This window comes from Candidatus Limnocylindria bacterium, assembly GCA_036523395.1.
In the GTDB taxonomy this organism is placed as follows: domain Bacteria; phylum Chloroflexota; class Limnocylindria; order P2-11E; family P2-11E; genus CF-39.
This window is the reverse complement of sequence record DATDEH010000109.1, coordinates 42,106-68,786: the sequence shown is the minus strand read 5'-3', so window position 1 is coordinate 68,786 and position 26,681 is coordinate 42,106. Positions and strand designations below refer to the sequence as shown.

The following is a 26,681-nucleotide window of genomic DNA, read 5'->3' as shown; positions in this document are numbered from 1 at the left end:
TATCGAGGTGGCGCCGATACCACTCGCCGAGGCTCACCAGCCGATGGCGTAGCTCTCACGCCGTGGGTCGGCTCCGCCCTCGAATGTGCCCGTATCGAGCCGACGGATCGCGCACATACCAGCGGCGGCGGGCGTGAAGTCCGGCAGATCGCGGATCACGTGACCGAGCGACGCGAGGCGGTCGCGCACCTCACGCGCGATCCGGCCCTCGACCGTGAGGACGCCGGGCTCGTACGCATGCGGATGGAACGTCCACGGGAACGAGCGCGAGATCACGCGCGGCGCTTCGATCGCCGCCTGCACGTTCATATCGAAGTCGACGACGTTGCAGACGGTCTGCACCATCGCCTGGCACTGGGCGTCCTCCCCGGGGCAGCCGAACGGCATGAGCGCGCGCCCGCCCTGCATCAGGAGTGCTGGATTCGGCGTGAGCCGTGGTCGCTTGCGCGGCGCGATGGCCGACGGATGGCCCGGCGTCGTCCACAGCTGCGCGCCGCGCGTGCTCACGATGATGCCGAGGCCGTCGACGAGCGGCGACCCGAGACCGGGATCGGACGGCGTCGCAGAGAAGGCATTCCCGTCGGCGTCCATCGCGCAGCAGTACGACGTGTCAGGCGCGCCGACGCCGCTCGCGACGCGCGGTACGTAGCCAGGCGGTCCAGAGCGGCCCTCGTAGCTCCACGGGTTGCCGGGCGGCGGGAGTTCGGGCCACGCGCGATCGTCGCGGATCAGGTCGCGCCGCTCCTGCGCGTATCCCTTGTCGAGCAGCCCGCGCATCGGCACGTCGACCTGATCGGGATCGCCGAAGAAGCCCTCTCGGTCGGCGGCCGCTAGCTTGAACGCCTCGGTGTACGTATGCAGGAACGCGAGCGACCCTGGACCCATCGAGGCGACGTCGTAGTCCTCGAGGAGGTTCAGCGTCATCGGCACCAGCGGCCCCTGCGACCACGGACCGCACGCGTAGACGTCGATGCCGCGATAGGTCGTGTGCACCGGCGGTGCGATGGTGACGTGGTAATCCGCGAGATCCTGGGAGGTGACCATTCCCCCGAGCACCTTCTGCGAGCGGGCGATCTGTTCCGCGATGTGCCCGCTGTAGATCACGTCGCGGGCCGCCATGATCGCGCCGGCGCGACCGAGCGACGAATGCGATCGCTCGATCTGGACGAGGAGGCGGAACAGCGAGGCCAGATCCTCCTGCACCAGGATCTCGCCAACGCGCGGCGCACGCCCTCCGGGCAGGAACACCGCCGCGCTGGTGGGCCACTGACGCAGTCGCTCCTCGAGCATCGCGATGGCCCGCGCGAGACGCGGATACACCGGGAAGCCCTCGGCGAGCTCGATGTTCGGCGCGAGGATCTCCTCAAGGGTGAGCGTGCCATGCCGCGCGAGCGCGGTCAGCCATGCGTCCACGGCCGCCGGCGTCACCGAGCGCGGAATGCCGATCGGCATGTCATCGCCATAGCGGTACCGGTAATCGTCGAGACTGAACTGTGCGGGCCAGCGTCCGAGTCCGTCGATCGTCTCGGGCCCATCCATGCCGGGCCGAAAGAGGATGATCGGTGCGACGCCGCCGAAGTCGGTGAGGTGCCGCTCGAGGACGTTCAGCGCGATGCCCGATGCCACCCCAGCGTCGATGGCGTTGCCGCCGCGCCCGAACATCCGCGCGCCGGCCTGCGAGGCGAGATAGTGGCTCGAGCTGACCATCCAGCGCTTTCCCAGGACGGCGGGTCGGCCCTGCGTGACGCCGACGGTAGGTGCGGTGGTCTCCACGGGTGTTTCCGGCATCGTGCGAACGATACTGTTTCCCCGTGGTCCGGATCATCGCGTGGCGTGTCCCGCCTTACGACAACGGCTGCTATCTCATCGTCGATTCGCGGAACGAGGCCGTCGTCATCGATCCTTCGATGGGCGACCGCCAGGTCATCGACGCCGTGCGAGAGCAGGGTCTCCGTCTCGTCGAGATCCTCAACACGCACGGGCATCCCGACCACATCGTCGGCAACGCGGCGGTGAAAGAAGCGACGCACGCCCGCCTCGCGATCCACCGCCTCGACGAATACCGACTCGGGCCGAAACGGCCGCCAACGCAGATCGAGGTGCCGCCATGTTCGGCCGACGATCTCTTCGACGACGGCCAGCTCGGCTATCTCGGCGACATCGAGCTGAGCGCGCTCCACACGCCCGGCCACACCGAGGGGTCGACCTGCTTCTACCTCCGGCGGGAGAACGCGCTCTTCTCGGGTGACCTGCTCTTCAAAGGCAACATCGGACGCACCGATCTTCCCGGAAGCGACCCGAGGGCCATGGCCGAGAGTCTCTCGCGCGTGGTGTCATCGCTTCCCGCGAAGACCCGCGTCTATCCCGGCCACGGGGACGAGACCACGATCGGCGCGGAGATCGCGACCCTACGTGGCCTGCGCGATGCCGGCATGCTGCCGGACCTGCGCCTCGCCTAGACCTACTGCGGCGTGCGCGAAGCGCACACGCCAGGCAGATGAGGGCAGCAAGGCTGCCCGATTACTCGGTCACACCGATGATGTTCACGCCGTTGTCGGCGTAGATCGTGTCCCCCGTGACACTGCGCGACATCTCGCTCGCGAGGAACACTGCGACGTTGCCGACCTCTTCCTGCGTGATGTTGCGACGCAGGGGAGACTTCGACTCCATGAGGTCTCGCGCGGTCGAGATGCCCTTCACCGCGCTCGCCGAGAGCGTCTTCAGGGGCCCGGCGGATATCGCGTTGACGCGCACATTCGACGGACCGAGGTCGACCGCGAGATAACGGACGCACGTCTCGAGCGCGGCCTTCGCGATCGCCATCGAGTTATAGCTCGGCACGACGCGCTCGACCGCGTTGTAGGTCAGCGTCATCACGCTGCCGCCGCCGGCCTTCGTGAAGAGCGGCAGCGCTGCGCGCGAAAGCGAAACCAATGTGTAGGCACTGATCTCGACGGCCATGAGCACACCGTCGCGCGAGATCTCGTGGAAGCGGCCCTTCAGGTCGTCGACGGGCGCGAACGCGATCGAATGCACGAGGATGTCGAGCCCGCCCCAGCGACGATCGATCTCGGAGATGAGCGAGGCCACATCGGCGGGCTTGGCCGCGTCACAGAGGAGCACGGGCATCGACTCGTGATCCGGCAGCGTGTCGACGAGCTTGGTCACGTTGTCCTTGAAGCGATCGTTGAGATACGTGAAGGCGAGACGGGCGCCCTCGCGCTGGAAGCTCGTCGCGATCCCCCACGCGATGCTCCGCTGATTACCGACTCCCACGATGAGCGCGCGCTTTCCTTCGAGCAGACCCATGCCGGTCACCTCCGCCTCTCGCGCATCATCCCAGAACCGACGCCCATACGCAGCCGGATTTGACTACAGCCTGTCTGCATCCAACGCCGCCCGGCTGAGCTCCATCAGGTAGTGCTCGGGCTCGCGCGCGTCCGGCTCGAGGTATGTCTTCAAGAAGCGGAATCCGGCCTTTTCGTATGCGCGGATCGCCGCGGTGTTGCCGTGGCTCGGCCCTATGACACAGAGATCGACGCCGTAACGCGGGAACGCGACATCGCGGAGGAACGCGCGGATCAGCGCGGGACCGTGACCGCGGCCGATAAGGTCCACGTCGCCGATGAAGAGATCGATCCCGACCGCCGGTCGGCCGATCGCGATCTGCGCCGCGTACTCCGGGTGATCGTCGACACGGTAGCTCTGGATGTCGCCGATCGGCCGGCCGTCGAGCCGGATGAGGAAGTGATCCGTCGGATCTTCGCCGCGTATGGCCAGGCGGCGCTCCGCGATCGCATCATCCGGGTACGTGGCTGTCGCCACGTCGTCGTACCACGCACGAACGTGCGGCAGGAGCAGCCAGGCGCGCACCAGCTCAAGGTCGTCCTCGCGCAGCGGCGTGAAGGTGTACTTGGACGCGGTTAGTTCCAGCGACCGCGGCGCTCGTCGTCGTCGACGCGGCGGCCGCGCCAGTACTTCAGGTCACCGCCGCCCGAGCGTGGACGCCCGAGATCGGCGGTCACCACGAGAACGCCGACCGCGAGCACCGCCGGAATGACGACGCCGAGCGGGCCGGCAACGCCCCAGGTCAGCGTCTGGCCGACCGCCCACGCGCCACAGATGAGAACGAAGCGCAGGATCGCGGCCTGTCCACGCGTCATGCGACCGAGAGCCGGTGCACGAACGACGCCTGCTGCGCCCACTCGCCGCACTGCGCGAGCTCCTCTTTGGTCACCCACTCGCTCTTGACCGCGAAGCGAAGCTCATCGCGCAGCGTCGTCTGCAGCATCTCAGGGCCGTCGGTGTTGAAGCTGAAGCGCACCCTGTGCTTCTTGAAGGTCGCGATGTAGCGACCGAGCTCCTCCGCATCCTTCACCACCTGTGTGTGGATGTTGGAGCTCGGGCAGATCTCGAGCAGCACGCCACGCTCCGCCAGGCGCTTGCACAGCGCAACGTTCTCCGCGGCATGGATGCCGTGTCCGATCCGCTCGGGCTCGAGGTGCTGGAGCACCTCGTCGACGGAGTGCCAGTCCTCGTCCTCGCCCGCGTGAACGGTGAGGCCGAGACCGGCCCGGCGCGCCTTCGCAAAGAGCGCTGCGTAGTCGCGGTATTGGAAGTCCGGATGCGTCGGTCCGGCGATGTCGATCCCGACCACGCCGCGGTGCCGATACGCGATGGCCTTGTCGACGATGATCTCGTTCAGCGCGTAGGTGAAGGTCCGGTCGAGGCAGAAGATCAGGCCAGCGAGGACCGGGTACTCGAGACGCGCGCGATCGAGACCACGGATCGACGCCATGATGATGTGGTCGAGGTCCTGCTCGCCGCCACGGTTCCTCTTCATCGGGTTGTAGCGGAGCTCGAGCGTGGTGATGTTCGCCTTCCGGTACGCGCCGCCGACGACCTGGTAGACGGACTCCTCCACCGCGAGCGGGCTCGATTGGATAAGCTCGGTCCAGCGATACAGCGCGAGGAAGTCCTCGAACGACTTCCGCTCCTTCTTGCCCACCGTGATGAGGTCGACGAACTCCCAGTAGTCCTTCGTCGGGAGCCGGATACCCTGCTTCGCCGCGATGCCCCACATCGCCGCCGGGTCGACCGAGCCGCCCAGATGAACGTGGAGCTCCGTGAGCTCATCGCCGAGAGGGTGAGGCAGTGCTAGTGGCGCGTCCCGCCGCGGGTGACGCGGCGAGACACATGCTCGTGAGCAGTGCGAGCCGCGGCAGGACCCGCGGCGGGACGCGCCACTAGCTTCCCTGCTCGCGGGTCGGCGGGCGGCGCACCCTCCGTCGTCGTCGCGGCGCGGCGGGCTTCCCCTCGGGATGCTCGCGCCAGATGACATGTCCGTCGTCGTCCGGCGACGCGATGCGCACCAGACGGTCCCAGATCTCCGCTCGCCGCAGCTCTTCTTCGGCGGTCTGACGAGAGACCTCTCGCTCGAGCATGACGTCGCAGTCGTATGGCGATCCGATGACACGCCAGCCGTTCTCGGTCAGAAGATCGAGCAGGCGGGCGATCTCGGTGAGGCGCTGAGGCTGTTCCGAGACGTACTCGCGCAGCCACGCCGAGTACGAGCGCTTCCGAGTCTCCGGGTCCTCGCGGTCCAGCTCGTCGCGGACGGTACCAAAGACGTGGATCAGGATGTAGTTCGGACCGGCCACCGGCGAAGTCTAGGGCTGTCTAGCCCCGCTCCTCAACGAAGCGATACCCGCCATCGGAGTCCTTTGCGATCACCACGAGCGCGCCGCTCTTGAAGCCAGCCTGGCCCTTGAGTGCGGGGCAGATGAGGTGGTAGTGCTCGTGCTCCGGCGGGACGCACACGCAGTTCTCGGACTTGATCTCAGCATCGAAACGCCGCGCGCCGATACGAAGGGCGACACGTTCGCCAGGATTCGGGAAGAGCTTCCAGGCGTCCTTGGTGATCAGGATCCTGGCTTTGCGGACATCTTCGGAACTGAGGCGGTGACGGTAGGTGGATCGAGAAACACTCATTGGTACGTCTATTTTCGCACGAAAACGGCCCGCGCGCGGACCAGCCGGACGGCCCCTCGTTCGGCCCATTTTGGGCCGCTTGGCTACCCAAACGCCGCCGGATCGTCCAAGAACCGCATCAGGTGCACCACCGGAACGCTCGATCCCGCCGCTCGAAGCCCCGCGACGATCTGCAGGATGCAGCCCGGATTGGCGCTCACAACGACATCGGGCCGCGCGGCGAGGATCGTCGCGACCTTCTGGCGCTGCAGCTCCTGCGAGATCTCTGGTTGCGTGAGGTTGTAGATCCCCGCGCTGCCGCAGCAGCGCTCGGCGTCGGCGATCTCGACGAGACTGACACCCTCGATCGCACGAAGGAGTGCGCGCGGCTGCGACCGGATGCGTTGACCGTGCGCAAGATGGCAGGCGTCCTGGTACGCGACGCGCAGCGGGCGCTCCACGCGATCTGGCCTTGGCCGCGCGACCTCGGTCGCGTCGCGCACGCGTGCGCCGAACGCGCGTCCGCGCTGGGCCCACGCGGGATCCTCCTGTAGCACGTCGCCGTACGCCTTCAGGTGCGCGCCGCACCCCGCCGCGTTCACGACGACCGGAAGGTCGCTGCCGGCGAACGCGTCGATGTTCAGCCGAGCGAGCTCCCGAGCGCGCTCGCCGTCGCCGGCATGCGCGTGCAGCGCGCCGCAGCACATCTGCTCGATCGGGGCGGTGACTCGATGGCCGTCGCGTTCGAGGACACGCACGGTCGCTCGCTCGGTATCACCGAACGCCTCTCGCATCACGCAGCCGGCGAACAGGCAGACGTCGGCGCCGTCGCGTACCACGAGAGCGAACGGCGCGCCTTCCGCACGTGGAGCGAGTGCGCTCAGCCACGACAGACGGCGCGGCCCGACGCGACGCGCCAGCGATGCCAGCCCGCTGCGAACGACGAGGTCGGTGATCTTCGTGACAAAGGCGAGCCGTCCGGGACGCGCGATGGTGTCGAGGCCGATCCGCCGCAACGCGCGCTTGACCGGACCGGCTGAGCTCCGCTCAGCCAGCACTTCTCGAGCGCCCTCCATGATCCGGCCGAACGGAACGCCGGACGGGCACGCGGTCTCACACGCACGGCACACCAGGCATGCATCGAGATGTCCGGTGAGCGTCGCGCTCGGTGCCGTCGGCGACGACACGAGCTCGCGGATCAGCTGGATGCGTCCGCGCGGAGAGTCCGCCTCCTCGCCGAGGACGCGGTAGGTCGGACAATCGTTGAGACACAGCCCGCACGAGATGCACGTGGCGAGATCCTCGGATCGGACGTGCGTGGAGAGCGAAGTGATAGACCCTAGGATACGGGTCGCGATGGTGACGACCGCGCCGACACTCGCCGATCGCCTGCGCGAGATCATCCCTGCCGACCGTGTCATCGACGACCCCGCGACGCTGCTCCCCTACGCCTACGACGCTTCGTTCTGGTCGCTGCGCCAGCAGCGGCTGCCCGATGTGGTCGTCGTCCCGCAATCGACCGCCGAGGTCGCGAGCGTCGTGCGCTTCGCCGACGCGACGGGAACGCCGGTCGTCCCACGCGGCGCGGGCACCGGCCAGACCGGGGGAGCCATCGCTGCGCGCGGCGGGATCGTCATCTCTTTCGCGCGGATGCGCGAGATCGTCGAGATCGATCGCCGCAATCTGCAGGCCGTCGTCGAGCCCGGGATCGTGTTCGCCGACCTTCAGGACGCACTGCGACCACAGGGCCTCTTCTTCCCGCCGGACCCTGGGAGCGGACGAGCGTGCACGCTCGGAGGGATGGCCGCGAACAACGCGAGCGGCCCGCACGCGGTGCGCTGGGGGACCACGTCCGCGTACGTCCTCGGAGCCGAGGTGGTGCTCGCGGACGGATCGATCATCACGACGGGCGGCGTGCGTTCAAAGGCGCTCAAGTCGTCGAGTGGGATCGACCTCACGAAGCTGTTCGTGGGATCGGAGGGCACGCTCGGCATCATCACGCGTCTTCGGCTCCGCGTTCAGCCGCGACCACCCGCGCGCGGCGTCGTGCTCGCCGGATACGCCACGCTCGAGGACACCGTCGCGTCGCTCGACGATCTCTTCGCGGCCGGCGTGTTGCCGTCGACGGCGGAGCTGCTCGATCGGAGCGCGGTCGACGCGCTCCAGCGATGGAAACCAGATCTGGGCCTCCCCGATGGTGAAGCGGTGCTCTTCATCGAGGTCGAGGGGACACCCGACCACGTCGCGTCTTCCGTCCGCTATGTCGACGGGATCGTGCGGCGCCGCGCGACGACGACGAAGTTCGCCGAGGTGGAGGCGGACATCGCGAAGCTCTGGGCGGCGCGGAGCGGCCTCGCAGCCGCGGCGGCGCTCGCGCATCCCGACAAACACCGCATCTTCGCCGGCGAGGACCTCGCCGTTCCGCTCTCCGAGATCCCGCGCACGATCCGCCGCGCACGCGAGATCAGCGCCGAGCTGCACATCGCGGTGATCTTCTACGGCCACTTCGGCGACGGGAACGTCCATTCCGCCATCCTCATCGACCCCTCGGACACCGACGAGGTCCGCCGGGCGGACGAGCTTGCCGACCGGTTGCACCGGCTCGCGATCGAGGTCGGCGGGACCGTCACCGGCGAGCATGGCACGGGCGCGGTGCGCCAGCCTTACATGCGTGCGGAGCACGGCGACGCGCTCGATCTCATGCGTCGCGTCAAGAACGCGCTCGACCCCAAGGGCATCTTGAATCCAGGGAAGATCTATGGGCCGAGCGACCCGGCCTGACGTCTAGCCGAGCACGCGCACCACGAGCGGCCGCTCCCCCTTCGCATCGACCTGGAACGCTCGTCCATCAGGTCGCGCGCTGACCACCTCGACCAGACGCTCGTCGTCGTAGCGCGCCGCGACGCCGTCCTCGAGCGCGATACCCGGCGCGAGGCCGGCCGCGATCTCTCGCGCGTACACCGGGCGGCGTGCCTCCTGCGAGTCGTAGTGCGGACAGGCGGTGCCCGCGAGGATGCCCAGGCCATCGCGGAGTGCGCCGAGGTTGGGAGTGAACGAATCGGTGATCCCACCTTCGAACCAGCAGAGACAGCCCGCGGACCAGCCGCTCAGCACCGTGCCGCTGGCGTATGCCGACCGCAGCGCCTTCTCGACGCCGTGCAGCCGCCAGATCGCCAGCATGTTGGCGGTGTTCCCGCCGCCGACGATCACGACATCCTGCGAGCGTACGAGCGCATCGATGTCGTCGACGACGCGATCGAACAGGGCGAGATGGCTCGGTTCGCAGTCGACGCCGGCCAGCGCTTGATAGAAGGTCAGCAGGTATCCAGCGCCGTCACCGCTCGCCGTACCGAGGAACAGCACCCGGGGCCGCGGGCGGCGTGCGAGACCGAAGAGGTAGGTCGTCAGCGGGGGAAACAGGAGCTGCTGACCGCCGCAGGCCACGATCCGCCTCACCATCGCGAACCTCCTCAGGACGGCCGCGTCGCGCCGCGAGACACGATGAACGCGACGGCGGCGATGATGATCGCCGCTCCGATGAGCATCGACGGCGTCACCACCTCGTTCAGGACGACGGCCCCGAGAAGCACGGCCACGACGGGATTCACGTAGGCGTACGTGGACACGACCGACACCGAGGTGTGCTGGAGCAGCCAGGTGTACGCAGAGAACGCGACAAGCGAGCCGAACACGACGAGGTACGCCATGGCCGCGAGCGACGCGGTCGAGAACGTCGACGGATCCGCTCGGTCCCGCTCGCCGATCGCGACGGCGACCACGACGAGGAGCGCGCCACCGGCAAGCATCTGCACGGCGGTCGATGCCAGCGGATCGCGCGGCGTGCGCAGACGAGGCGACGCGAACGTGCCAAGCGCCCACGAGAAGGTCGCCCCGACGACGGTGAGGAGCCCGATCGGATCGACCTCGCCGCTCGCGCCGCGCGGGACCACCAGGAAAGCGACGCCGGCGAAGCCCACGAGGACGCCGGCCACGAGTGACGCACTCACGCGGTCGCCGGCGACGAGCCGGAACACGACGATCCACAGGGGGACGGACGCGACGACGAGAGCCGTGAGCCCCGAAGGGACCGTTCGCTCCGCGAGCACGACGAGGCCGTTGCCGCCGGCGAGCAACAGCACGCCGACAAGCGCCGCGCCTCCCAGCTGCGCGCGGTCGATGCGCAGCGCGTCACGACCGTGCCGGACGATGAGCCAGATACCCAGGAGCGCGCCGGCCAGCAGGAAACGAAGACCGGCCGAGAAGAGCGGAGGAAGCGTCTGCACCGCGATGGCGATCGCGAGATACGTCGAGCCCCAGACGAGGTAGACGACCCCGAGCGCGGACCAGACGAGGACGCGCGACGAGCTAGCGGATGTAGCCGTAGTCGGCGAAGAGGAGGCGCAGGAAGAGCGCGCTCGACAGGATCACGAATCCGATGCGCTGCGAGAGGATCGCGCGCGGATTCTCTTTGCCGACACACGCGACCTGCCCCCAGAAGAAGAAGACGAAGCTGAGCTCGGTCCACATGAAGACGGCGTGGTAATACCCGAGCGGTGTCCATTCGAACGGCCGCGTCATGGTCCAGTTCAGCAGGGCGTTGACGGCCTGATACAGGTGGACCGCGATGGTGAGAACGCCAGCGCCGAGGACGGCACCGAACACCTCGGCGGCACCCGGCCGGCGACGCCAGGCGACGAGCTGGCTGGTGATGAAGACATTGACGAGCGGGACAAGCAGGCCATCGCCAAAGACGGCCGAGGTGTACATGAGGGTGGTCCGGTACTCGCTGACGATCGGATCCGCCCGCCAGTTCAGGTAGACGTTACCCGCCGCGTTCACAATGAACGCGAAGAACATCGTGCCGAAGAAGACGCTGGCGAGCAGCAGCCATGGGCGTTGTTCGACGGCCGAGACCGTGCGCAGCATGTCCCCTCCCTCGACGCGGGCGTCCTCGGGCTGAAACGCTAACAGACTCAGTGCTTTGGAGCCCCAAAAACGCCCGCTTTGTACGAGCGGCGATCCACGCGCGGAAGCCGCTTTTCGGTCGCCGGGCGTATCAAAGCGGTGTGATGGGCCACCGCCAGCCACTCCACGACCGGCCAGAGGTCATCCTCGGCGGTCATCCAGCCAATGCGGTCGAAGCGCGTGAGCGATAGCGGACGGGAGTAGGCCCGCAGGGTGCGGTCCCCGTCCCAGTTGAAGTAGTCCTCGAAGTAGCTCATCACCAGCTCGCGGATCGTCCGGTAGACCGGCGCGCGGAAGCGCAGGCCCGAGAACTTGGACGTCGCCACCGACCCCCAAAGGCCACGGTCCCGATAGACCGCGAGCACGTGGTCGTCGTCGTTGTCGGCCTCGAGATCGACGAGAAGCGGTGGCCGTCCGTGGAGGCGGAACGCGGCGGCCGCGAGGAACGCGCCCTCCGCGCAGTGCGCGGTCCGGTCGCGCATCACGCGACGCGGAGAGCGCACCGTGTCGCCGTCAGGCTCGAGGTTGTAGGTCAGGTCGTCGAGGTAGCGCTGCACTTTCTCCGGCGTCGAGAGGCGACGGAGGATGGCGGTCTCTGCGCGCGTCAGCCCGTACACGCGAGTCAGTCTCTAGCATTCCGCCGATGCACGCGGCCTACGACGTCGTCATCCGCGGCGGCACGGTCTACGACGGATCGGGCGCGCCGCCGTTCGAAGCGGACGTCGCGATCGATCGCGACCGCGTCGCCTCGATCGGCACGGTCAGGGAGCGCGGACGGACCGAGCTGGACGCCGGCGGTCTCGCCGTCGCGCCCGGTCTCATCAACATGCTGAGCTGGGCGACGACATCGCTCATCGCCGACGGCCGGTCGCAGAGCGATATCCGGCAGGGCGTGACGCTCGAGGTCTTCGGCGAGGGCTGGTCGCTCGGTCCAGTCAACGACACGATGCGGCGCGAACAGATCGAGCAGCAGGGCGACATCAGGTACGACATCTCGTGGACGACTCTGGCGGAGGCGCTGGACACGATCGCCGCGCGCGGGATCTCGCCGAACATCGCCTCGTTCGTCGGCGCCGCCACGGTCCGCATCCACGAGCTCGCGCACGAAGATCGCCGGCCGACACCCGCCGAGCTCGGACGCATGCGCGCGCTGATCGAGGCCGCGATGCGTGACGGCGCGCTCGGGCTCGGCTCGGCTCTCATCTACTCACCGGCGACCTACGCCGATACCGACGAGCTCGTCGCGCTCGCGGAGGTGGCCGGCCGCAACGGCGGCATGTACATCTCTCACATGCGAAGCGAGGGAAACCGGCTCGTCGAGGCGGTGGATGAGGTGATCGAGATCGCGCGGCGCGCGAAGCTGCCCGCGGAGATCTACCACCTGAAGCAGGCCGGCCGTTCGAACTGGACGAAGCTCGACACGGTTATCGACCGGGTCGAGCGCGCTCGCGCCGGTGGCCTCGCGGTCACCGCGGACATGTATCCGTACGAGGCCGGCGCGACGGGCCTGAGCTCGTGCTTCCCGCCGTGGGCGCACGAGGGCGGCCTGCGCGCCACGCTCGCGCGCCTCCGCGAGGCCGGGCAGCGCGCGCGGATCCGCGACGAGATGGCACGCCCCGGTACGGATTGGGAGAACCTGTACGAGGCCGCCGGCACGCCGGAGGGCATCGTGCTCGTCGCGTTCAAGAACGAGCGCCTGAAGCCACTCACCGGACAGACGCTCGGCCAGGTCGCGGCGCAGCGCGGTGCCGACCCGCGCGACGTCGCGATGGATCTGGTGCTGGAGGACGAGAGTCGCGTGGGCATGGTCATCTTCATGGCGTCGCCGGAGAACCTGAGGCGAGAGGTCGCGCTCCAGTGGATGAGCTTCGGCTCGGACGCCGGTTCGATCGCGCCCGAAGGAGTGTTCCTCCTGTCGCAGCCGCACCCGCGCACCTATGGCACATTCGCGCGCGTGCTGGGTCGGTTCGTGCGGGACGAGAAGGCGGCGCCGCTTGAGGACGTCATCCGACGGATGACCGGTTTTCCGGCGGCGAACCTCAAGCTCGACCGCCGCGGGCTCCTGCGGGCCGGCCATTTCGCCGATGTCGCAGTGTTCGATCCCGCGACCATCAGCGACCACGCCACCTACGCCGAGCCGCACCGATATGCGACCGGTGTCGCGCATGTGCTGGTCAACGGAACGCCGGTCCTGCGGGACGGCGAGCACACCGGCGAGCGCCCGGGGCGCGTCGTCTACGGGCCCGCGCGCCAACACAGGTAATCTCTCGCACGATGCCGGTCGACCCAAAGATCGCCGGGCTTCTCGCCGAAGCTGAGATGATCGACCCGCGACCGATCGAGGCGCTCAGCGTCGCCGAGGCTCGCGCCCGCGGCGGATCGGTGAATGCCGCGCCAGCGCTCGCCCCCGAGCCCGTCGCCGACGTGCGGGACGTGGTCATCGACACGCTGCCGCCGATCCCCGCGCGTCTCTACCGGCCACGCTCGGGGACACTCCCCTTGCTCGTCTATTTCCATGGCGGCGGTTGGGTCGTGGGCAGCGTCGCGATCTCCGATCCCTTCTGCCGAGCGCTCGCGAACGCGAGCGGCTGCGCCGTCGTGTCGGTCGAGTACCGCCTCGCACCTGAGGACCGCTTTCCCGCCGCCGCGGACGATGCCTACGCGGCGACACGCTGGTCCGCGGGCCACGCCGCGGACCTCGGCATCGATGCATCACGGATCGCCGTTGGTGGCTCCAGCGCAGGCGGCAACCTTGCGGCGGTCGTCGCGCTCATGGCGCGCGAACGCGGCGAGCCGCGGGTCGCGTTCCAGTTGCTCCATGTGCCGGTGACCGATCACGATTTCGACACGCCGTCGTACCGCGCGAACGGCACCGGTTTCGGATTGACCCTGAAGGGCATGAAGTGGTTCTGGGATCTCTACGCACCCGACCCGAAGATGCGTGACGAACCCTACGCGTCACCGCTGCGCGCGAAGGATCTCTCTGGCCTGCCACCCGCGCACGTGGTGACGGCGGAGTGCGATCCGCTTCGCGACGAGGGCAGGGCTTATGCGTCGCGGCTGCAGCAGGCAGGAGTTGCGACGACGCACGTCGAGTATCCAGGGATGGTGCATGGCTTCACCGCGATGGCGATGGCGATCCCGATGGGACGCAGGGCGATCGACGACATGGGCGCGGCACTGCGAAGAGCGCTCCTCTAGCACGTCAGGCGGGAGCCGACGCCGCCCGTCCCGCGATCGCGCCGGCCAGGCTGAGACCCAGATCCTCGAGCAACACCTGCGCGCAGTTGCGGCCCGGCGCTCCCGTGACCGACGCACCGGGATGTGTCGTCGCGCCGGTCTGGTACAGCCCCGCCACCGGCAATCGGTAGCCGGCCCACCCAGCCATCGGGCGAAGCGCGCCTTCCTGCGCCAGGTCCTGCTCGCCGCCGTGACAGGAGCCGTGGTAGTTGTGCGGATTGCGGCGCTCGAGATCGAGCGGGCTCTCGACGTGCTGCGCGAGGATGTCCTGTCGCCTGAGCCCGGCGCTGTGGCGCAGGTAATGCTCGAGGAGCGCGTCAGATACTTCGTCCTTCACGGCGTCCCAGCGCTCCGGTCCGCCGTCACGCAGCTCGTAGGGCAGGAAGCCGACGACCTTTAGCGTGTGATGACCGGCCGGCGCGCGCGTCGAGTCGACCACCGACGACGAGATGCATAGGAGCGGCGGATCGTCGAGCTGGATCTCGCCGCGTTCGAACGCCGCGAGCGCAGCGAGCAATTCGTCGGTGGAACCGCAGATGCCCGCCGCGACCGACGCGGTCCTCCCACCGTCCAGTGCGTATCGCGGCTCGGCCGCGAGCGCGTAATGCGTGACGAACATCGTCACGCCGGTTCGCCAGCGCTCGAGGCCGCGCATGAAGTCCTCGCCGAGCGCCGTCGCGCCGACAACGGCGGGGAGGTGTTTGATGTGGATCGTCGACACCACCGCGCGCGTCGCGCGATGCTCGGAGCCGTCGGCCGTGAGCACTCCCACGGCGCGTCCGTCCTCGATCAGGATCCGAGTCACCTCCGCGCCGGTGCGCACTGCCCCGCCGTGCTCGAGAACGATGCGCGCGAGCGCGTCGGGCAGCGCGACGGATCCGCCCTCGGCGGTCGTCCACGAGAACGCCTGCCGTCCCGCCGCGATCGAGAGCGGGAGGAGTCCGGTGCCCGGCTCGTCGACCCGCGCCATCGTCATCAGCGAGAGCCACAGGAAGAACGTGCGGACGCGCTCGTTCTCGAAGCGCTCGCGCACGACGTCGAGGGCGCTCGAGTACCGCCAGCGCACCGCATCCAGGCCCGCCGGCGTCGCCTCTAGCGCCGCAATGGCCATGCTCGGTGTCGTCGCCGGGCTGTAGCGCGCTCGGTTCTGTGATTCCTTGACCTGATCCCAGTCATCGAGCATCCGCTCGTAGGCCCGCGCGTCGCGCGCCGAGTACCGTGCGATCTCGCGCGCCGTCGCGGCGCGGTCGCGATGCATCGTGATCCCGTGCCCGTCGCCGAACGGCATGACGACCACCGGATCCGGAAAGAGATACCGAAGACCGTAGCGACCGAGCTGCAGCTCGTCGTTCCGGACGATCGGACTGGACTGGAAGATCGTGTGCGCCGACGCGCAGAGATCGTGCCGATAACCCGGGAGCGTGACCTCCTCCGTCGACGTGTCCCCGCCGATGCGCGCGGCGCGCTCGAGCACCAGCACGCGCAGCCCGGCGCGAGCGAGATACGCCGCGGTGACGAGGCTGTTGTGTCCGGCCCCGGCGACGACGACGTCGAACTCGGTCACTGCAGGTGCTCGCGCATCCAGTCCGCCATCGCCGGCCGGTACTTGTACGGGATGTTGTTGCAGACGTGGTTGCCCTCCGGGTACAGCAACAGCGTGGCGTTCGGCGCCTCGCGCACGATGCGCTCGGCCTGCTCCGGCGGGAACAGCCGGTCCTTGCCGCCGTGGATCACCAGGAGCGGGCAGCTCACGTCCTTGAGCACGCCGTGTAGTGACAGCGTCTTCGACTTCTCGAACGCCTCGGCCTCATCACGCGACTTCGTGTAGAAGACGTAGCCGCCCTTCGTCAGCGGGTTGAGCTGCGGCCAGCATTCGGAGAGGTCGTATGGCCCGGCGAGCGCGACGAGCGCGCGAAGGCGCTTCTCTTTCGCGGCCGCCCGCGGCCCGTAGATGCCACCCATGCTGATGCCCATCAGACCCACGCGGCCCAGGTCGATGCCCAGGTCGGCCGACGCGAGATGGTCGAGCAGCGGCGCGATCACGGTCGACCAGTCGGCGCGGATCGGGAACCGTGGCGCGTTCTCGCCCTGGCCCGGCCCGTCGATCGTGAGCGTCGCGAGGCCGCGCCGCAGGAAGTCGTTCTCCATCGCGTAGAGCTCTTCCTTCACGGAGTCGAGGCCCGGGACGAGGATCGCGAGCGGCGCGCGCGTCGCGCCTCGCGGGAGGCGCAGGACGCCCGGGATGACGGAGCCCTCGAACGGCGCCTCGATGCGGCGCCCGGGAGGATCGATCCGTGGCATCGCCTTCGCGTAGGTCGCGACGGTCAGCGCGCGCAGCTCGTCATGCAGCGTGCGGTCCTCGAACCAGAGGAACTTGCCGAGGTGGTAGCACCACGCCGCGCGCTGGTACGCGTCGGTCGCGGTAACGGTGTGGCCCGCGCGGTCGGCCTCCTCCGCGATCGCCCGATGCTCGTCGCCGACGCGCTTCCAGCTCGCCGCCCAGTCGCGCCACTCGCTCGTCTCCGCCAGAACGCGATCGAAGTCGTTCGCGTCGATCCCATTCGCCACGAATCGCGGCTTCCAGTGGCCCGCCGCCAGACGGACGCGGTCGGCGGTCTCGGTCGCCACTAGGTCTCCAGGCCTTTCGCGACATCCGCGAGATAGCGCGCGGCGTCGGCGCCGTCGGCGACGCGGTGATCGACGGTGAGGGTGAGTGAGACCACCGGCCGTACCGCCGGGGCGCCGTTCACGGCGATCACTCGATCCGCGACCCGGCCGACGGCCAGGATCGACGCCTCCGGTGGATTGACGATCGCGGTGAAGCGATCGACACCGAACGTGCCGAGATTCGAAACGGTGATCGCCGCGCCGCCGAACGCCTCGGCGCGCGCGCGACCCGAACGCACGGCGGTCTCGAGCGCCTCGCGCTCGTCGCGCAGCGTCCCGAGCGCCTTGCGATCCGCGTCGCGCAGTACGGGAACGATGAGGCCGGCCTCGAGCGCGACCGCGAGGCCGACGTCGATCTTTTCGGACACGACGACGGCGTCGCCGTCGAAGCGCGAGCGCAGCCGTGGGTGAGCGCGCAGCGCCGTCGCCGCGGCCGCGACGATCACGTCCGTGTACGAGACCCCCGCGGCCTTGCGCTTCGCGTTGGCCGCCGTCATGTCCACATCGCGCGCGATGGAGAACTGCGGGGCGTCGCGAACGCTCCGCGTCATGGCCTCCCCCACGGCACGCCGCATCCGCGAGATCGGCTCCCTCTTTTCACCCACCGCGGCGGAGGGCGAGGCCGACGACGTCGAGACGGACGCAGCGGCTGCCTCCACATCCTCGAGACCGACGCGTCCACCCGGGCCCGTGCCACGCACCCCGTTGATGTCGACGCCGAGCTCCTGCGCCCGCTTCCGGGCAGCCGGTGAGCTGCGGACACGGTCGGAGCCATCCACCGACGCGCCGGCGGGGGGCGGCGGAGTCTCCGCGAGCGAGAGTCGAGCCCGCGTCGGCGGTGGGGTTACGTCCTTAGAAGGAGCGGGCGAGCCGTTTCGAGTGAGCGGAGACTCCGCCGCAATACCCGCCGGCGCGTCAGCTGGCAACGGCTCGTCGGCCGTGTCCGCGATCAAGGCGATCACGGTCGCGACTGGAGCGCTCGCGTCCGCCGGCAACAGGATGCGGCGCACGATGCCCGAGGTGGACGCTTCGATCTCCATGTTCGCTTTGTCCGTCTCGACCTCGAAGAGCACCTCGCCCTTCTCCACGCGGTCCCCCTCCTTCTTGTGCCACGCGACGAGACGCCCCTCGTCCATGGTCAGCCCGAGCTTGGGGAGGATGACGTTCGTGACGCTCATGCGCGGATCGTCGCGGCCGTCACGCCACGAGCTCTTTGGCGACGCGGACGATGTCGTCGACCTGAGGTACGACGGTCTTCTCGAGATGCTGCGCGTACGGGATGGGAGTTTCGAGGCCCGCGAGTCGCCGCGGTGGCGCGTCAAGGTCGTCGAAGGCCTCCTCGGCGACGATCGCGGCGATCTCGCCACCGTACCCACCCCGTTTGATCGCCTCGTGGACCACGAGCAGCCGGTGCGTCCTCCGGACCGAAGCGAGGACCGCGTCGCGATCGAGGGGAACGAGGCTTCGCAGGTCGATGACCTCCGCCTCGATCCCATCGGCCGCGAGCTTGCCGGCCGCCTCGAGCGAGAAGAGCACCTCGCGTGACCACGTCACGATCGTGAGATCGGTCCCGGCGCGTTTGACGTCGGCCTTGCCAAGCGGCACGAGGTACTCGCCGGAAGGCACCTGGCCTTTCGTGCGGTACAGGAGCTTGTGCTCGAGAAAGATCACCGGGTCGTCGTCGCGGATCGCGGACGTGAGAAGGCCCTTCGCGTCCGCCGGTGTCGACGGCATCACCACCTTGAGGCCGGCGACATGTGTGAACCACGCTTCGAGCGACTTCGAGTGCTGCGCCGCGTTCCCGCGGCCCGATCCGCCCTGCGTGCGCATGACCATCGGCACCCGCGCCTGGCCGCCGAACATGAACCGGTTCTGCGCCGCCTGGTTCACGAGCTGGTCCATCGCGAGTCCCGAGAAGTCGACGTACATGAGCTCGACCACCGGCCGCAGGCCCGTGAGCGCGGCGCCGACCGCGGCGCCGACGATCCCGAGCTCGCTGATCGGCGTTTGGCGGATGCGGGTGGGTCCGAATTTGTCGAGCAGCCCCGCCGTCACCTGGAAGGCGCCGCCGTGCTCGGCGATGTCCTCGCCCAGCACGATCACGCGCTCGTCGCGCTCCATCTCGAGGCGGAGCGCCTCACCGAGCGCCTCGTTGTAGAACATCTCGCGCGTCGCCCCCGTCATCTGCGGATGGGCCTCAGTAGCTTGCATATACGTCCCCCGGCAGCGAGATCGGGGACGCAGGCGGGCCCGCCTCGGCCCAGGCCACCGCGCGCTTCGCTTCCTCGATCACCTCGGCATCGATGGCGTCGAGCTCCGCCGCCGTCGCGAGCTTCGCTTCGGTGATCCAGGCGCGCGTGTCGACGAGCGGATCGAAGCGCGTCTTCCACCCTTCGATCTCGTCCTTTGACTGGTACTTCCGCGGGTCGCCGTAGTAGTGCCCTTCGTGTCGGTAGGTGTCCGCGACGAGGAAGGCCGGACCTTCTCCGCGGCGCGCCCGCGCGATCAGCTCACCCGCTGCGTCATAGACCGCGCGCACGTCGCGGCCGTTCACGCGGACCCCGGGCATGCCGTAGCCGCCGGCGCGGCTACTGATGTCGTCGATCGCGAATGCGTTCTTCACCGGAAGGCTCTCCGCATATTGGTTGTTCTCACAGACGTAGATCACCGGCAGCTTCCAGATGGAGGCCAGGTTCGCGGATTCATGGAACGCGCCCTGATTGGCGGCGCCGTCGCCGAAGAACGACACCGCGACTTGATCGGTGCCGAGCTGCTTCGCCGTCAGTGCGGCGCCCGTCGCGATGGGGATGCCACCGCCGACGATGCCGTTCGCACCGAGATTCCCCTTCGAGGTATCGGCGATGTGCATCGACCCGCCGCGCCCGCGGCAGTACCCGGTCTCGCGTCCGAGCAGCTCCGCGTACATGCGGCCCAGGTCGGCGCCCTTCGCGATGCAGTGTCCGTGTCCGCGGTGCGTGCTGGTGATCCAGTCGTCGTCGCGCAGGTGCGCGCACACGCCGGCGGCGATGCCTTCCTCGCCGGCGTACGAGTGGATCGTGCCCCAGAGCTTGCCCTCGCCGAATAGCACGGTGGCTCGCTCCTCGAAGTCGCGGATGCGTCGCATCACGCGATAGAGATCGAGCGCGGTCGGTCTCTCCATCAGTCGCCCTCCACCGGATGCAGCATCACGCGGATCGCGCCATCTCTGCGCTCGGTGAACGTCGTCCACGCATCACTGAAGCGCTCGAGCGGGAAGTGATGGGTGACCAGCCGCTTCACGTCCACCTGGCCGCGGGCAAGGAGCGTGAGCGCGCGGCCCGATACACCCTTCGGATTCGCGAGCGAGCCGAGCACGTCGATGTTGCCGCGGACGATCGTCGAGAGATCGACGCCCGAGAGCTCGGTGCCGACGCCGGTCGATCCCCCGAGGACCACGCGGCCGCCGCGGCGCGCGGTGAGGATCGCGGCGCGCGCGGCGTCGGCGGTCCCCGCGAACTCCACGACCAGGTCCGCGCTCCCCCTCAGGCTTTCGACGTCCGCCACGTCGACCACCGCGTCGACGAGATCGCTCACCCGCCCGAGCCGCTCGCCGCGCCCGACCAGTTGAACGGCTCCCGCACCCAGTGCGCGCGCGAGCTGCGCCGCGCAGAGACCGATCGCGCCGGGCCCGAAGACGACGACGCGCTCGCCCGCGGCGAGGCGGCCGCGCTCGAGCGCCCAGAGCGCGATGCCGAGGTTGTCCGTCCACGCGCCGTCGTCGAACGACATGCCGTCGGGCAGTGCGTGCAGAGCCGCGACCGGAACCGCGGCGTACTCAGCCAGGCCACCGCCGGTCGTGAAGCCGATGTGCGCGTGTCCGGTGTCGCGTTTGCCGTAGTTGAGGCACAGCGTGTACATGCCTTCGCGGCAGCGATCGCACGTCCCGCACCCGACATGCACTTCGACCCCGACGCGGGCTCCCGGGGCGGTGGTCACACCTTCACCCGTCGCGACGACCTCGCCGCTGAACTCGTGTCCGGGCACATGCGGAAAGCGCGTCGCTGGGAATCTGCCGGCGAGGATCTTCTGATCGGTGGCGCACACCATCGACGAGCGGACCCGGACCAGAGCCTCACCGCGCGCCGGCCGCGGTGTGGCGACATCGCCGACAACGAACGCCCCCGGGCGCTCGAAGATCACGGCGCGCATGCGCGGCGGGAGGCTCACGGTTCGACGATCACCTTGAGCGCGCCGTCGACGCGTTCGTTGAACGTGCGCAGCGCCTCGCGGAACCCACTTAGCGGGAAGTGGTGCGTGATCAGCTTCCCGGCGGGTATGCGACCGTCCGCCATCAGCGGGATGACCTCTTCCATCGTGTTGCGATTGGCGCGGACTCCGTAGAGGTCGATCTCCTCCAGCACGATCTTCTGGAAATCGATCGAGGAGGCCTCCTTCGGGATCCCCGTGAACGCGACGCGCCCGCCCTTGCGGACCATGCGGATCGCCTGTCCCACGGAGTCCTTGGTCCCCGCCGAGTCCGCCGCGACGTCGGCACCGATGCCGCCCGTCATCTCACGCACCCGCGCGACCGGATCGCCGTCGTGGTAGTCGACCGTCTCGAAGCCGAGCTCCTTCGCGCGACCCAGGCGCTTCCCGCCGCCCACGACGATGCAGCGGGCGGCACCGAGCGCCCGTGCACACATGGCGGTGAGGATCCCCATGCCCCCTGAGCCGACCGCGATGTAGATGTCGCCCGGATTGATGCCCGGCCGCTTCACCGAGTGCAGCGCGATCGACGCCGTGTCGCAGAGCGCAGCGACGTCGAAGGGCATCGAATCGGGGATCGGGAAGACGCTCTTGATGGTGTGAACGACGTAGGTCGCGTACGCGCCCTGCGTGTAGTGGCCATATTGCCGATGACCGAGATCCTCCCGGCCGTAGTTGAAGCACAGGTTGTAGCGACCGGTGCGGCACATCCGGCAGTAGCCGCAGCCGGAGTGGCTCGTGCCCGCGACGCGTGTCCCGGGTACGAATCCGTAGCCCATCGCGATCTCGCCCGCCTCAACGACCTCTCCGGACCACTCGTGGCCCGGGATGAATGGATACGCGCGTGGCCAGCGTCCCTTGAAGGTGCCATCGACGATCTCGGCATCGGTGCCGCAGATGGCGATCGCGCGCACGCGCGCGAGCACCTCGTTCGATCCCGGGCGCGGGATCGCAACCTCATCCCGGATCTCGAACTCGTGCGGGGCGGTGAGGACGAGCGCCTGCATCGTCGCGGTCTTCGGGGGGCTCGTCGTTCCGACCGCGCTCATGGCTGGAACGCCACGACGCGGCAGATGCAGCCTTCGCCGCCGACCCACCGCCACGGGAAAGCGCCGATGTCGACGCGCTTGCCAGCCACTTCGGCGAGCTCGCCACCGAGGTTCTCCAGCATCGGGATGTTCGCCTTCGCCATGTGGTAGTGGACGTGCTCGAAATCCTTCATCGGCAGCGTCTCGTCGATGGGTTTGCCGGTCTGCGCCTCGTATTCCTTGACGAGATCCGGACGGAAGTAGCGCACGCGGACGTGCAGTGAGTGATCCATCGACGCGAGGTCGCCACCGAACCAGCGGATCTTCTTCTCGACCAGGTAGTCACAGACCTCAGGCTGCGGGCCGGGGTGCCGATCGAAGTACGCGACGTCGTCGCGGGTCGGCTTGGTCCAGTTGTAGCGGTCCCACCCGGTGTAGAGGATGACGACGTCTCCCTCGCGGATCTGCTCCCCTTTCGGGACGCACGCGAGAACGTCCTTCAGCGAGTAGTAGGACCAGGGCTTGGTGATCGGTCGCAGGTCGATCACCAAGCCTGTCCCATAGAGGTCACCGATGGGGATCTCGCCCAGATGCTTGCCCGTCGGCCAGTAATGGATCGGCGCGTCGATGTGCGTGCCGGTGTGCATGTTCGTACGCACGAGCACGGTGCTCTTGCCGTCGCGATGGTGCGTCGTGATGTCCGTCACCTGGATCGCCTCGAACTGCGGCCATGTCGGCATCCGATCGCCCCACGGCTGGGTCAGGTCGACGAGCTTCATCTCTGCGGTTCCTCAGTACGGGAAGTTCGCCACGCGTCCGAGCTGATCCACGACCTTCTTGACGATGGCCAGGTCAGTGACGTCCTCGAACTTCAGGTCTTTCGTGATCTTGCCGAAGTCCTTCTCACTCTTGATCGTGCCTTCGATGTTCGCCTTCAGCAGGCCCTCGTTCTGCGGCCAGGCCCTCGCCTTCACGAGCAGGTCGAAGGTCTCCGCCACCACGTCGGCGGCCTCCTTGGTCTGGGTCACGCCGATGTCGATGACCTTCTGGCGGTTGGCCGGGTCGTACATCGCTCGATTCGCCTTCATGAGCGCGCGGATGATGCACTCCGGCGTGGCGGCGTCGTCCTTGAGCACCTGCGTCGGAACGAGGTAGACCGAGTACTGGTAGTCCGTGAGGATCTCCCACATGTTCGCGAGCACGGTGATCGTCGGTGTCTGCTTCTGCACGGTCTTCACCTGGTCGATGTGCAGCACCGCCGTGTCCGTGGTGCCCGTCGCCAGCGCCTGCACCCGGCCGGCGGTCGTCGTCGTCACGAAGGTGACGTCCTTCGCATCGATGCCCGCCTTCTTCAGCACGATGCGCGTCATGACGTCCGCGAAGCCGCCCGGCTCCTGGACGCCCATCTTCTTACCCTTGAGGTCGGCCATCGTCTTGATTCCCGGGCCAACGGCAAAGGACACGTCCACGTTGGGCGCGTAGGTGTAGATGATCTTCACGTCGGCGCCGTTGGCGATCGCGTCGACCACCGGCTCAGCTGACGAGCCCGCGAGGTCGATGGCGCCCGAGGCCGACGCGCGAAGCGAACCCACGCCGCCGTCGAAACGCACGAGCTCGACCGTAAGGTTCTCGTCCTTGAAGTACCCGAACGCGTCCGCGACGTACGGAGTGAGATGGACGACGTTCGGCGGCGTGACGGGCACCGCGATGGTGATCTTCTTCGCGGCGCACGTAGCTCTCGGTGCCGCCGTCGCCGTCGCTGCCGCGGCTGTCGCCGCTGTGCTTGCGGTCGCTGCGCCGCCGGTCCCACCACCTCCACCCCCGCAGGCGGTGAGCACTGTCACCAGACCAAGACCGATCGCCCCAAAGGCACGCGCGAGCATCTTCGACCTCCCTTTCATTGCTCTTTCCTCAACCACGGTGCGATGCGACCCTCGAGCCACTGCACGAAACCCATCATCAGAACGCCCATCGCCGCGACGACGATGACCGGCACGAACATGCGATCGATGCGGAAGACGTTCTCGTACGAGATGATCAGATAGCCAAGCCCGACGAGGCCGATGAAGAACTCGGCGACGATCATGCCGATCAGTCCGCGGCCGATCGCGAGCCGGACCCCTGCCAGCACGTACGGCGTCGCGGAAGGGATGATCACGTCGGTCCACAAACGTCGCTCGCTGGTGTTGAACGAACGCGCCACCTCAAGCAGCTCGCGGTCTACGTTGCGCACGCCCTGCTGCGTATTGATGAGGATCGGGAAGATCGCGAAGAGCGCGACCGTTGCGATGCGAGGCGGGTCGCCGATCGACTTGAACGCGACCGCGATGAGCGGCACGAGCGCGACGGCCGGTACGGAGTAAAGCGCCGACACGAGCGGATCGATGGCGTTGTAGACGAAGCGCCAGCGGCCCGACGCGATGCCGAGGACGAGCCCGAGCACCAAGGCCACCGCCAGGCCGCCGAACAGCTCACGAAAGCTCTGCCCCATCGCCTCCGCGAGCTCGCCGTTCGCGACCAGCTCGAAGAACGCGCGGAAGATGTCCGACGGCGGACGCAGGATGAGCTTGTTGAGCGTCGGCCCGTAGAACTCCCAAACCCCGAGGATCACCGCGATCGCGCCAAGACGCACCGCCCAATCCCCAGGACGCAGCCGGCGCCAGCGGCTGGCACGCGCAACTGATGTGCGCTGCTCCTCGACCTCGACCCCGACCTGATGGAAGGTCATGCCGCCCGCTCTCGAAGGAGGCGCCAGCAGTGGTCGCGGAGCGGCACGAAGCGAGGGTGCGCGATGACGCTCTCGACGGTGCGCGGCCGCGGGATGTCGACCTGCAGGAGCTCCCGAACGCGCGCGGGCCGCGAGGACAGGACCAGGATGCGATCGCCCATCGCGATCGCCTCTTCGATGGAGTGCGTGATGAAGACCATCGTCCGCGGCGCGAGTTGGTAGATGCGCAGCAGCTCGTCCTGCAGGATCTCGCGCGTGAGGGCGTCGAGCGAGCCGAAGGGCTCGTCCATGAGGAGGATGTCCGGTTCGAGCGCGAGCGCGCGTGCAAGGCCCGCGCGCTGCTGCATCCCGCCCGAGAGCTGGTTCGGGTACGACCTCTCGAAGCCGCGCAGCCCGACCATCTCGATGTTGCGCTCGACCCGTTCGTCGATGGTCGCCTTCGGCAGGCCGGCGAGCTCGAGCCCGTACGCCACGTTCTCGCGCACGCGCTTCCAGGGCATGAGCCCGAAATGCTGGAACACCATCGCGACGTTCCGGCGCGGCGCGCTCACCACGGCGTCATCGATCAGGATGCGGCCACCGTCGAGCGGGATGAGGCCGTGCATGCTCCGTAGGAGCGTGGTCTTGCCACAGCCCGAGGGACCGAGGATGCAGAGGGCCTCCTTGTCGCGCACGGCGAGGTCGAGTCCGTCGAAGACGGTGAGGCCGCCCGAGCTGAATCGCTTCGTCGCGCGCTCCACCGAGATCCGCGCGGTCTGCGCGCTCACGCTGTGCTCTCCCGAGCGCCGGACGGCACGGAAGTCGACCCACGGATCACGAGCGTGGTATCGAGCACGACGTGCCGGCGCGCGACCGGCTTGTTCTCAAGCACCGCGATGAGCATGCCGGCGGCGATCTGGCCCATATCCCACTGCGGCACACGGACGGTCGTGAGTGGCGGGTCGATCAGCCCGACGAGCGGGATGTCGTTGACGCCGACGAGCGAGATGTCCTGCGGGATGCGCAACCCCGCGTCGCGTGCGGCACGGAGTGCGCCGATGACGAGGAGGTCGTTCGCGGCGAAGATCGCGGTCGGCGACACGCGCAGGAGGCGCGATGCCGCTTCATAGCCCGACGGCTCGGAATAGGCATCGGCCTCCGCGAGCAGCGAGGAGTCCGTCGGCAGCCCGCGCGCCTTCATCGCTTCGCGGTAGCCCCCCGCGCGCTCCGCGCCGGTGGTCGTGCTCAGCGGTCCCGCGATGTGCGCGATCCTCCGGTGGCCGAGGCTCGTCAGGTGCGCGATCACGGCCTCGGCGGCGCGCGCGTTGTCGACCTCCACGGAAAGGTCCGCCGGGATGCGCGAGCCGCGGTTCACGAGGACGAACGGGAAGCGCTCGCGGCGGAGCGCGGCGACGGTCGCGTCGGCCATGCGGCTCGTCGCCATGAGGAGGCCGTCAGCCTGATGCTCGCGGAGCATCCGAAGCGACGCGGTCTCGCGCTCCGGGGAGTCGTCGGTATTGCACAAGACGAGCTCGTAGCCGTGCTCGCGCGCGGCCTCCTCGGCGCCGCGGATGATCGGCGGGAAGAAGGGATTCGTTATGTCCGGCACGAGCATGCCGAGCGCGTGCGTGCGCTGGAGCCGGAGGCCGCGCGCGATGGCCGACGGTCGGTACTCGAGGCGCTCCACCGCGGCCAGCACCTTGCGCCGCGTCTCGGCACGCAGTGGCAGATCGGCGCGGTGCAGCGCACGCGAAACGGTCGAAGGATGCACCCCGGCGAGGCGCGCGACATCGTGAATGGAGCGTCGTGCGGCCGTGTCCGAGTCCTCCCCACGGAAAACGTTTGCGGTCGGCAGGCCG

At 68.5% G+C, this 26,681-nt stretch carries 28 protein-coding genes; 4 read left to right on the top strand and 24 right to left on the bottom strand.

Features of this window, described 5'->3' with window-relative positions; genetic code table 11:
- Positions 1 to 33 precede the first annotated feature (33 nt).
- On the bottom strand, positions 34 to 1,788 hold the full coding sequence (locus tag VI056_13985) for a gamma-glutamyltransferase family protein (protein HEY6204136.1): 1,755 nt from the start codon (positions 1,786 to 1,788) through the stop codon (positions 34 to 36).
- A 23-nt stretch (positions 1,789 to 1,811) separates the two neighbouring features.
- Here VI056_13985 and VI056_13980 point away from each other — a divergent pair, with 23 nt between their 5' ends.
- On the top strand, positions 1,812 to 2,459 hold the full coding sequence (locus tag VI056_13980; protein ID HEY6204135.1) for an MBL fold metallo-hydrolase: 648 nt from the start codon (positions 1,812 to 1,814) through the stop codon (positions 2,457 to 2,459).
- 61 nt (positions 2,460 to 2,520) lie between these two features.
- On the opposite strand, the gene VI056_13975 is transcribed toward VI056_13980, so the two are convergent.
- The 7 genes from VI056_13975 to VI056_13945 form a co-directional block, all read right to left on the bottom strand.
- A complete protein-coding gene (locus VI056_13975) occupies positions 2,521 to 3,309 on the bottom strand; it encodes an enoyl-ACP reductase (protein ID HEY6204134.1) in 789 nt (262 codons plus the stop codon).
- Between the two features lie 63 nt (positions 3,310 to 3,372).
- Complete coding sequence (locus tag VI056_13970) at positions 3,373 to 3,897, bottom strand: GNAT family N-acetyltransferase (GenBank protein HEY6204133.1); 525 nt, start codon at positions 3,895 to 3,897, stop codon at positions 3,373 to 3,375.
- Between the two features lie 26 nt (positions 3,898 to 3,923).
- Positions 3,924 to 4,163, bottom strand: coding sequence for a hypothetical protein (locus VI056_13965; GenBank protein ID HEY6204132.1), 240 nt, complete (start codon positions 4,161 to 4,163; stop codon positions 3,924 to 3,926).
- Entirely contained in the window at positions 4,160 to 5,155 is a 996-nt protein-coding gene (locus tag VI056_13960) for an adenosine deaminase (protein HEY6204131.1), read from the bottom strand. The genes VI056_13965 and VI056_13960 overlap by 4 nt, the downstream gene beginning before the upstream one ends.
- Before the next feature lie 91 nt (positions 5,156 to 5,246).
- On the bottom strand, positions 5,247 to 5,660 hold the full coding sequence (locus tag VI056_13955; protein ID HEY6204130.1) for a hypothetical protein: 414 nt from the start codon (positions 5,658 to 5,660) through the stop codon (positions 5,247 to 5,249).
- 19 nt (positions 5,661 to 5,679) lie between these two features.
- The gene (locus tag VI056_13950; GenBank protein ID HEY6204129.1) at positions 5,680 to 5,991 is read right to left on the bottom strand and encodes a hypothetical protein; all 312 of its coding nucleotides are present in this window, start codon (positions 5,989 to 5,991) and stop codon (positions 5,680 to 5,682) included.
- Between the two features lie 83 nt (positions 5,992 to 6,074).
- Positions 6,075 to 7,373, bottom strand: a complete 1,299-nt coding sequence (locus VI056_13945) for a heterodisulfide reductase-related iron-sulfur binding cluster (protein HEY6204128.1) — start codon at positions 7,371 to 7,373, stop codon at positions 6,075 to 6,077.
- On the opposite strand from VI056_13945, the gene VI056_13940 reads away from it, so the two are divergent.
- Positions 7,327 to 8,751 (top strand): FAD-binding oxidoreductase, encoded by a 1,425-nt coding sequence (locus VI056_13940; protein ID HEY6204127.1) that lies wholly within the window; start codon positions 7,327 to 7,329, stop codon positions 8,749 to 8,751. The genes VI056_13945 and VI056_13940 overlap by 47 nt on opposite strands.
- Positions 8,752 to 8,754: 3 nt before the next feature.
- Here VI056_13940 and VI056_13935 read toward each other — a convergent pair whose 3' ends face one another.
- The 4 genes from VI056_13935 to VI056_13920 form a co-directional block, all read right to left on the bottom strand.
- Positions 8,755 to 9,429, bottom strand: coding sequence for a peptidase E (locus tag VI056_13935; GenBank protein HEY6204126.1), 675 nt, complete (start codon positions 9,427 to 9,429; stop codon positions 8,755 to 8,757).
- 11 nt (positions 9,430 to 9,440) lie between these two features.
- Positions 9,441 to 10,253: an EamA family transporter gene (locus tag VI056_13930; GenBank protein HEY6204125.1), complete on the bottom strand. Its 813-nt coding sequence runs from the start codon at positions 10,251 to 10,253 to the stop codon at positions 9,441 to 9,443.
- 82 nt (positions 10,254 to 10,335) lie between these two features.
- Positions 10,336 to 10,896 (bottom strand): hypothetical protein, encoded by a 561-nt coding sequence (locus VI056_13925; GenBank protein HEY6204124.1) that lies wholly within the window; start codon positions 10,894 to 10,896, stop codon positions 10,336 to 10,338.
- Positions 10,897 to 10,943: 47 nt separating this feature from the next.
- On the bottom strand, positions 10,944 to 11,552 hold the full coding sequence (locus tag VI056_13920) for a hypothetical protein (protein HEY6204123.1): 609 nt from the start codon (positions 11,550 to 11,552) through the stop codon (positions 10,944 to 10,946).
- A 26-nt stretch (positions 11,553 to 11,578) separates the two neighbouring features.
- On the opposite strand from VI056_13920, the gene VI056_13915 reads away from it, so the two are divergent.
- On the top strand, positions 11,579 to 13,198 hold the full coding sequence (locus VI056_13915) for a D-aminoacylase (GenBank protein HEY6204122.1): 1,620 nt from the start codon (positions 11,579 to 11,581) through the stop codon (positions 13,196 to 13,198).
- 11 nt (positions 13,199 to 13,209) lie between these two features.
- On the top strand, positions 13,210 to 14,136 hold the full coding sequence (locus tag VI056_13910) for an alpha/beta hydrolase (protein ID HEY6204121.1): 927 nt from the start codon (positions 13,210 to 13,212) through the stop codon (positions 14,134 to 14,136).
- Between the two features lie 4 nt (positions 14,137 to 14,140).
- Here the strand turns inward: VI056_13910 and VI056_13905 are convergent, their stop codons facing one another.
- The 12 genes from VI056_13905 to VI056_13850 are packed head-to-tail and all read right to left on the bottom strand — an operon-like array spanning position 14,141 to position 26,620.
- Complete coding sequence (locus VI056_13905; protein ID HEY6204120.1) at positions 14,141 to 15,739, bottom strand: NAD(P)/FAD-dependent oxidoreductase; 1,599 nt, start codon at positions 15,737 to 15,739, stop codon at positions 14,141 to 14,143.
- The gene (locus VI056_13900) at positions 15,736 to 16,803 is read right to left on the bottom strand and encodes an alpha/beta fold hydrolase (protein ID HEY6204119.1); all 1,068 of its coding nucleotides are present in this window, start codon (positions 16,801 to 16,803) and stop codon (positions 15,736 to 15,738) included. The genes VI056_13905 and VI056_13900 overlap by 4 nt, the downstream gene beginning before the upstream one ends.
- The gene (locus VI056_13895) at positions 16,803 to 18,020 is read right to left on the bottom strand and encodes a dihydrolipoamide acetyltransferase family protein (GenBank protein ID HEY6204118.1); all 1,218 of its coding nucleotides are present in this window, start codon (positions 18,018 to 18,020) and stop codon (positions 16,803 to 16,805) included. The genes VI056_13900 and VI056_13895 overlap by 1 nt, the downstream gene beginning before the upstream one ends.
- Positions 18,021 to 18,039: 19 nt before the next feature.
- Positions 18,040 to 19,026 carry an alpha-ketoacid dehydrogenase subunit beta gene (locus VI056_13890; protein HEY6204117.1) on the bottom strand — a complete coding sequence of 329 codons (987 nt, stop codon included), beginning with the start codon at positions 19,024 to 19,026 and terminating at the stop codon, positions 18,040 to 18,042.
- Between the two features lie 13 nt (positions 19,027 to 19,039).
- Positions 19,040 to 20,002, bottom strand: a complete 963-nt coding sequence (locus VI056_13885) for a thiamine pyrophosphate-dependent dehydrogenase E1 component subunit alpha (protein ID HEY6204116.1) — start codon at positions 20,000 to 20,002, stop codon at positions 19,040 to 19,042.
- The gene (locus VI056_13880) at positions 20,002 to 21,048 is read right to left on the bottom strand and encodes an alcohol dehydrogenase catalytic domain-containing protein (GenBank protein ID HEY6204115.1); all 1,047 of its coding nucleotides are present in this window, start codon (positions 21,046 to 21,048) and stop codon (positions 20,002 to 20,004) included. Before VI056_13880 ends, VI056_13885 begins: the two co-directional genes overlap by 1 nt.
- On the bottom strand, positions 21,045 to 22,136 hold the full coding sequence (locus tag VI056_13875) for a zinc-binding dehydrogenase (GenBank protein HEY6204114.1): 1,092 nt from the start codon (positions 22,134 to 22,136) through the stop codon (positions 21,045 to 21,047). The genes VI056_13880 and VI056_13875 overlap by 4 nt, the downstream gene beginning before the upstream one ends.
- Positions 22,133 to 22,894 carry a cyclase family protein gene (locus tag VI056_13870; protein ID HEY6204113.1) on the bottom strand — a complete coding sequence of 254 codons (762 nt, stop codon included), beginning with the start codon at positions 22,892 to 22,894 and terminating at the stop codon, positions 22,133 to 22,135. The genes VI056_13875 and VI056_13870 overlap by 4 nt, the downstream gene beginning before the upstream one ends.
- A gap of 12 nt (positions 22,895 to 22,906) precedes the next feature.
- A complete protein-coding gene (locus tag VI056_13865; protein ID HEY6204112.1) occupies positions 22,907 to 24,016 on the bottom strand; it encodes an ABC transporter substrate-binding protein in 1,110 nt (369 codons plus the stop codon).
- A complete protein-coding gene (locus VI056_13860; protein HEY6204111.1) occupies positions 24,013 to 24,843 on the bottom strand; it encodes an ABC transporter permease in 831 nt (276 codons plus the stop codon). The genes VI056_13865 and VI056_13860 overlap by 4 nt, the downstream gene beginning before the upstream one ends.
- Complete coding sequence (locus VI056_13855) at positions 24,840 to 25,610, bottom strand: ABC transporter ATP-binding protein (GenBank protein HEY6204110.1); 771 nt, start codon at positions 25,608 to 25,610, stop codon at positions 24,840 to 24,842. The genes VI056_13860 and VI056_13855 overlap by 4 nt, the downstream gene beginning before the upstream one ends.
- Positions 25,607 to 26,620: a LacI family DNA-binding transcriptional regulator gene (locus VI056_13850; protein HEY6204109.1), complete on the bottom strand. Its 1,014-nt coding sequence runs from the start codon at positions 26,618 to 26,620 to the stop codon at positions 25,607 to 25,609. The genes VI056_13855 and VI056_13850 overlap by 4 nt, the downstream gene beginning before the upstream one ends.
- Positions 26,621 to 26,681: the final 61 nt, after the last annotated feature.